Source organism: Allobosea sp. P1_A7 (genome assembly GCF_056406775.1).
Genome location: NZ_JBFTZN010000301.1, coordinates 1 through 7,075, shown reverse-complemented (window position 1 = coordinate 7,075; position 7,075 = coordinate 1). Strand labels below are relative to the sequence as shown.

Below are 7,075 nucleotides of genomic sequence, written 5' to 3'. Positions count from 1 at the left end.
CTGCAGATGATGTTCAAGGGCGAGCAGATCAAGGCGCTGCCGGCCCGAAACAGCGGCCTCGTCCATGCGGCCGTGCCGCGGGATCAGATGCTTCAGAACGCCCGGGAGTGGCTGAAGGCCAATCCGCAGGCCAAGGCGCCCTGGGACGATCCCAAGTTCAAGCTGCCTTCCAACAAGGTCTATTCGCCCGCCGGCATGCAGATCTGGCCACCGGCCAACGCGATCTATCGCCGCGAGACGAATGACAACTACCCGGCCGCACGCGCCATACTGAGCGCAGTCTATGAGGGCCTGCAGTTGCCGATCGATCTCGGCCTCAGGGTCGAGAGCCGCTATTTCGCAAAAATTCTGCGGACGAAGGAGGCGGCCTCGATGATCCGCACGCTCTTCGTCTCGATGCAGGAGCTGAACAAGGGGGCTCGCCGCCCGGCCGATGTCCCGGCGAGCAGGCTGAAGAAGGTCGGCGTTGTCGGCGCAGGCTTCATGGGCGCGGGCATCGCCTATGTCACCGCCCAGGCAGGCCTGGACGTCATCCTGATCGACCGCGACATCGAGGCGGCCGAAAAGGGCAAGGCCTATTCGCATAAGCTGGTTTCCGACCAGATCATGAAGGGGCGCGCCAAGACGGCCGACCGCGACGCGCTGCTCGGCCGGATCATCGCCTCGGCGGACTATGCCGATCTCAAGGGCTGCGATCTCGTCATCGAGGCCGTGTTCGAGGATCCGAAGGTCAAGGCCGAGGTCATCGCCAAGGTCGAGGCGGTGGTCGGACCAAGGACGATCTTCGGCTCCAATACATCGACGCTTCCGATCACCGGGCTCGCCGAGCACTCGCAGCGCCCGAAGAATTTCATCGGCGTGCATTTCTTCTCGCCGGTCGAGAAGATGCTCCTGGTCGAGATCATCATGGCCAAGAAGACCGGCAAGAAGGCGCTCGCCATGGCGCTCGATTTCGTCCGCGCCATCAGGAAGACGCCGATCGTCGTCAACGACACGCGCGGCTTCTATGCCAACCGCTGTGTCGGCAACTACATCCGCGAAGGCCATCTGATGCTGATGGAGGGCGTGCCCCCGGCGATGATCGAGGCCGCCGGCAAGCAGGCCGGCATGCCGGTCGGTCCGCTGTCCCTCAATGACGAGGTCGCGGTCGATCTCGCCTACAAGGTGCTGAAGGCGACCAAGGCCCAACTCGGCGAACAGGCGGTCGATCCGGCGCAGGAAAGACTGCTCACCGAGATGGTCGAGACGCATGGCCGCCTCGGCCGCAAGAACAGGAAAGGCTTCTACGACTATCCGGAAGCCGGCCCGAAGCGGCTTTGGCCGGGGCTTGCCGAGCTGACGAAGAACCGGCTCGACCCCGAGCTMATCGACATGCAGGAGCTCAAGGAACGCCTGCTCGTCACCCAGGCCCTGGAAGCTGCCCGCACCTATGAGGAAGGTGTCGTGACCGATCCTCGCGAGGCGGATGTCGGCTCGATCATCGGCTTCGGTTTCGCGCCCTATTCGGGCGGCACGCTCTCCTACATCGACAACATGGGCGCGGCCGTCTTCGTGAAGCTCTGCGAGAAGCTCGCCAGGACCCATGGAGAGCGCTTCAGGCCGAACCGGCAGCTCAAGCGCATGGCGAAGACGGGCGAGAGCTACTATGGCAATGCGGAGAAGAAGGCTGCCGCATAATCCCCTGAGGCCACCGCGTGACGATCCGGCCGATCATTGGCTTTCCCGATTCTCGGCTGCGCATGGCAGCCGAGCCGGTGACGCGTTTCGATGCGGTGCTTCGCTCGCTCGCGGCCGATTTGCTGGAAACGATGCGGGCGGCTCCCGGCATCGGCATAACGGCGCCGCATATCGGTCTTCTCCAGCGGCTGGTCGTGCTGGAGCTGTCGCCGGGTGAGGTTCGGACCTATGTGAACCCGGCGATCGCCTGGGCTTCACCTGACATGATCCGCCACCACGAGGGCAGCGTTTCGATGGCGGGGGTTGCAGACGAGATCGAGCGTCATGCCCGCGTCCGTGTCACCTATCGGGACCTGGACGGTGCGGAACAGTTCGAAGAGGCAGATGGCCTGCTCGCCGTTTGCCACCAGCACGAGATCGATCAGCTCGACGGCATTTTCTGGGTCGATCGCCTGTCACGCCTGAAGCGCGACAGGCTGATCGCCCGCTACCGCAAGCTGCGGCGTGCGTGATCTTGCCGCTCGCCGGCCCTTGGCAGAACCGGAGCCTGGCGCAGCCTCTCGCAGGCGCCTGCGGCAGCCTTTGGGCGGTGATGGGTCGGCCGAACCCCTGACTGGCCCGGAACCGGACACGACGACCGAAACGTGACGATTCGCTCAAGCGCGCGAAACGCGCGCGACATTCCGATTCGCCCTTCGCAAGTGCCTGCTTTTCGCGAGCGCGGCTGCGACGGGGATGGCCGGAATCTGAGAGCAATCCACCGAAAAATGGGTGCTTGCGGACGATGCCGCTGACCGAAATCCCGCCAGATCCGACGCCGCGATGGCCGAGCCTGCAGCCGCTCAGGTGCGTCCCAGCTCCCTCCCGGGAGACGTTCCGGCGGGGCCGCGCGCTCTTCATCAGGGTGTCTACCCCTTCGGTATGCTGGCCTGCGAAGAAGACGTGGTCGAGACCTCCTGGGGGCAGCACAGCGAGCAGGGCTCCGCGGCAAAGACCTTGAGGCGATCGAACGGAACGGAAGGGGTGTAGTCCGGCTGGTCGGCAGGGGCTTGAACGCCGGGATGATCGGCCTGCCTGCAGGCTTCGCATTGAGCGCCGCCATCTGGCCGGGCCACCCATTACCGGCTTACCTACGCGGCCCTAGTAAAACACGCTTCGGCACGCGACCATGCGCCGGGTCTGCTTGACGAGCCGGCACACGCCGAATGGCATGCAGAATGCTTCAAAATCACGGGGGTTTTCGCCCGGCTGCGAGACGAAGGCTGTCGGCCGCATCCTGTACAATTAAGCTTCTCTCAACCTAACAGCGCAAAGCGGGCTGTAAATTGCGGGCGAGGCGGGGCACCACTGCGCGCCGCGGTCGCCCGGTCGCTTCGACGTTGCGAATGACGTAACGTCGGTTTTGGCGTAGTTTGGATGAAGGGGGGAACAAACTGGACCAAACCCCAATGGTCGAGAGCAGTCAGGATACCGACCGGCTCGCAGACCCGGAGGCTCTCGCTGTCCGTGAGGCCCTTGAACGCATCCTGACATCGGATGCGTTTCGCAGTGCACCGCAGCTCTCCGCATTTCTGAACTTCATCGTGGAGCGCCGCATCGAAGGGCGCAGCTCGGAACTCAAGGGTTACACCATTGCGGTTGAGGCCTTCGGCCGACCGGCAGATTTCGACCCGCAGTCCGACCCCATCGTCAGGGTCGAGGCCGGTCGTCTGCGCAGGGCGCTAGGCCAGTATTATCAGGGCGATGGCGCCGACGACACGATCCGCATTTCCATGCCGGTCGGCGCTTACGTCCCTGTCTTTGAACATCTTGGGGCTGCCGGGATGCCGGCCGAGCCGGCGCAGGAGCGCATGGCGCCCGGCGACGCCAGGGCGGCCCAACTGCCGGTCCCTGAGCGGCCGAGCAGGCACGGTTTCAGGCTCGGGCACTGGCTCGCCGTGTTAGCGCTGGTCCTCGTGATCGTGCCTCTCGCCACTTGGCACTACCTCCCGCCGCTCGAGACGACACCGCAACCCGACCCGCTGGTGCGCCAGGCTCAACTGATCGAGGAGGCAGCGCGTCGCGCGGGATCGAGCGCGTCGGCTCATTTGCCGATGGTCGTCGTATCGCTGAGCGGCGCGGCCGACGATCCGGAGCTGGCCGGGCTGGTGCAGGCCTTCACGCGGCTCCTGGTCGATGCCCTGGCTCGATTCGACGATCTCGTTACCGTTCGTACGCCGGCCGCCGGCGCGGACCTCTATAGCGGCGCCGACTATGTCTTCGAGATGAATGCGACGCGGCAAGGCGGGGCGACGGAAGGCTTCGGCCGGTTGCGCTCCGTCAAGGACGGTCGTGTGGTCTGGACGACGTCTGCCATCCGGACATTGCCGAAGGGCGAGGACGCTCCGGAATTGCGCGAGATCGCCCGACGGCTCGCAGTCAGGCTTGCCGAGCCCTTCGGCATCATTCACGCCGACTATCGCCAGACGATGACGGCGTCGCCGATGCGCTGTGTCTTCCAGGCGCTGAATATCCGCCGCACCATGCGCGCCGAAGATCACCTGGCCGCCCGCAACTGCCTGGAGGCGGTTCTGGAGCGCGACCCTGCCTTCCATCCCGCCTGGTCGCAGCTCGCCCTGCTGACGGTCGACGAATACACCGCCGGACTCAATCCACTGCCTGGTTCGCCGCTCGATCGCGCCTTGAGCGCCGCGTTGACGGCGGTCAGGCTGGCGCCGTCCAGCGCACGCGCGCAGCAGGCCATGATGGACGTTTACTTCGCACGTGGCGCCTATGAAGATGCCTTCAGGGCGGGCCGGGCCGCGCTCGTCCGCAATCCCTACGATCCCGACATCATGGCCGATCTCGGCGCGCGCTATGTTCAGATCGGTCAGCCTGCGGAAGGCCTGCCGCTGCTGCAGCGGGCTGTGGCATCCAGCAGCGGCCGTCCTGCCTGGTACGATTTCTACGCCTTCCTGGCCGAGCATCTGATGGGCAATGACAAGCTCGCGGATGCGCATGCCGCCATTTTCGTCGCCGATGACAGTCCGCTCAGCTTGCTTGGCCGAGCCCTCCACTTTGCGGGAAAGCATGATGAGCCGGGCGTTTCAGCGGCCCTGCGACGGCTGGCGCAGGCGGCTCCGCTCTTCGCGATCGACGCCAGGCTTTACCTGTCGCGGATGGGGTTCAGCGAAGCCGTCATCGACCGGATCATGTCGGATCTCGGGCCGCGTCGGCTTGAAGCCAGCGGCGTTCACTAAGCGAATTCCCGACCGTCGCCGCTTTTCGTCCATGGCCCTCGCATGCGCGTGAACAGACGGTTAATGTCGGGTAGCAGAGTGATTCGTCGCTTTCATTCCCCAGCAACCTCTTTCGCGCGGTCGTCGCCTTGGCCCCTGTCCGCCTTACCGCCTTGCATCCTCTCGCCAGTGCCGTGACCGGCGTGGCGGCTGGCGCAATCGCGGTTCTCGCCTTGCCGGGAGCGCTGGCCAACGCCACCGGCCTCCTGCTGGCGGGGGCAGGGTTGGCGGCATCCGCGATCTTCTACGAGCGACGTGTCCTTGCGCAGCGCGAGCAGATCTTCGCGGCGATCGGCGAGGTCAAGGTTCGCCTGGCTACCAATGCCATCAGGCTTGACAGTTTGGCGCAGCGTGTCGAGCAACTGCCGATGAGCGAGGCCGATGCCGCGCCCGCACGTGCTGCGATCAATGAACTGACGGCCGAGGTCGGATTGCTCGGCGACCTGTTGCAGCAAGTCGCAACGACGCTGGCAGATCACGACACGYAACTCTCGGCTGCGCAGGCCCGGCGCAATGCCGAAGCCGCTCCCCCGCCGCCGCCGGCGCCTGCTCCCGAGCTTGCCCGCATTGCGCATCGCGAGGCGCTTGCTGCAGCGCGTGCGGAGGCCATTCAGGCCGAGCAGCTGCGCGCTGCCGATGAACGAGCCGCGATCATCAGCACCGCGCTGGCCGAGGGCAAGGTCGAGGTCCATCTCCAGCCGATCGTGCAGTTGCCGCAACGCCGGACACGTGGCTACGAGGCGCTGGTCCGTCTGCGTCTCGATGAGAGCACCTTGCTGCTCCCCGCCGAATTCCTGGCGATCGTCGAGGAGCRGGGTTTCGGTCCGACGCTCGATGCACTGGTGCTGACACGTACGCTGGCGATCGCGCGCCATCTGGGATCCAAGGACGGCGGCCTGTTCGTGGCCTGTAATTTCAGCGCCGCAACCTGGGCCTCGTCGCAGGCTCTGGTGACCCTCTCCCGTATCCTCGAGAAATATCGCGAGCACGCCGGCCATCTGGTGATCGAGATGCCGCAGCGCGTCTTCCGCGCTCTGGAGCCGACCAGCCTTGGCCTGCTGGGGGCGATGTCCGCCAATGGCGTGCGCTTCGCGCTCGACCATGTCGGCGATCTTCGGTTCGACCCGGCATCGCTACATGATCGTGCCATTCGCTTCGTGAAAGTGCCGGCCGCCCTGCTGCAGGCTGAAGCCGAGCGTTCCTCGATCGATATCGCCGCCGCCGATCTCGCGGCTCAGCTCGCGCGGGCCTCGATCATCCTCGTCGCCGAGAAGATCGAGGATGATCCGACTGTCGCGGACATGATCGAGCTTGGCGTGACCTATGCCCAGGGGCTGGTGATTTCACCGCCGCGGCCGGTCAAGCCGGAGGTCTTTGCCGATCCCGAGCCGGCGAAACCCGCCGCTCCGGTGCCCGAGCCCGAGCGGCCCGCCGCGCGGATCTCGGCCGAGATTCTGGGCTATCCCACCGCCGGCACATCGCCTGCGGCAGCGCTGCCAGCCCCGCCGAGCGGGCCTGCGCAGAAAGGCCCGGCGCCGGAGCGCCTGCCGTTCCGCGCCGTGCTACGCCGCGCCAGCGCCTGACAAAACCCTATCGCTGCCCGTTGCGACGGCCTAAACCGGCACCGTGCCGCGCTGCCGTCGCGCCGCATAGCCCAATTGGTTTCAGGGGAGTTGACCGCTTTGCAGCCTGCCAAGACCGCGCCCACCGTCGCATTGAGCGGTTTCTCGGAAATCACCGACCGGTTCGATCTCTGCCTGTGCGATATCTGGGGTGTCGTTCACAACGGCGTGGCAGCTCATCAGGACGCCTGCGATGCGCTGGTTGCGATGCGGGAACGCGGTGTTTCCGTCGTGCTGGTGACCAACGCTCCCCGTCCCCGCCGTGAAATCGAGGTCCAGCTCGCGCGTTTTGCCGTGCCGGAGGCTGCCTATGATGCGATCGTGACCTCCGGCGATGTCTGCCGGGCGCTGATCGAGGAACGGTCCGGCGAGCCGGTCTTCATGCTCGGCCCTGACCGCGACCTGCCCCTGATCGCCGGGCTGGATGCGCCGCGCGTCTCACCCGCGGACGCGCGCTACGTGCTCTGCACGGGATTGTTCGACGACGAGACCGAGACG

Annotated in this window: 5 protein-coding genes; all 5 read left to right on the top strand. The window is 65.8% G+C overall.

The features are described 5' to 3' along the window. A partial coding sequence (locus AC1D34_RS31845; protein ID WP_476826387.1) for an FAD-dependent oxidoreductase occupies positions 1-1,677 on the top strand: 1,677 nt, incomplete at its 5' end. Between the two features lie 17 nt (positions 1,678-1,694). Continuing rightward, the gene (locus AC1D34_RS31840; protein WP_476826386.1) at positions 1,695-2,189 is read left to right on the top strand and encodes a peptide deformylase; all 495 of its coding nucleotides are present in this window, start codon (positions 1,695-1,697) and stop codon (positions 2,187-2,189) included. Positions 2,190-3,125: 936 nt separating this feature from the next. Next, complete coding sequence (locus tag AC1D34_RS31835; protein WP_476768392.1) at positions 3,126-4,916, top strand: hypothetical protein; 1,791 nt, start codon at positions 3,126-3,128, stop codon at positions 4,914-4,916. A gap of 128 nt (positions 4,917-5,044) precedes the next feature. After that, a complete protein-coding gene (locus AC1D34_RS31830; RefSeq protein ID WP_476826385.1) occupies positions 5,045-6,538 on the top strand; it encodes an EAL domain-containing protein in 1,494 nt (497 codons plus the stop codon). A 99-nt stretch (positions 6,539-6,637) separates the two neighbouring features. Next, a partial coding sequence (locus AC1D34_RS31825) for an HAD family hydrolase (protein WP_476826384.1) occupies positions 6,638-7,075 on the top strand: 438 nt, incomplete at its 3' end.

What these genes read in the sequence shown, in the direction of transcription:
- AC1D34_RS31835 (WP_476768392.1), top strand. Translation starts at nt 3,126, where the DNA reads ATGGTCGAGAGCAGTCAGGATACCGACCGGCTCGCAGACCCGGAGGCT.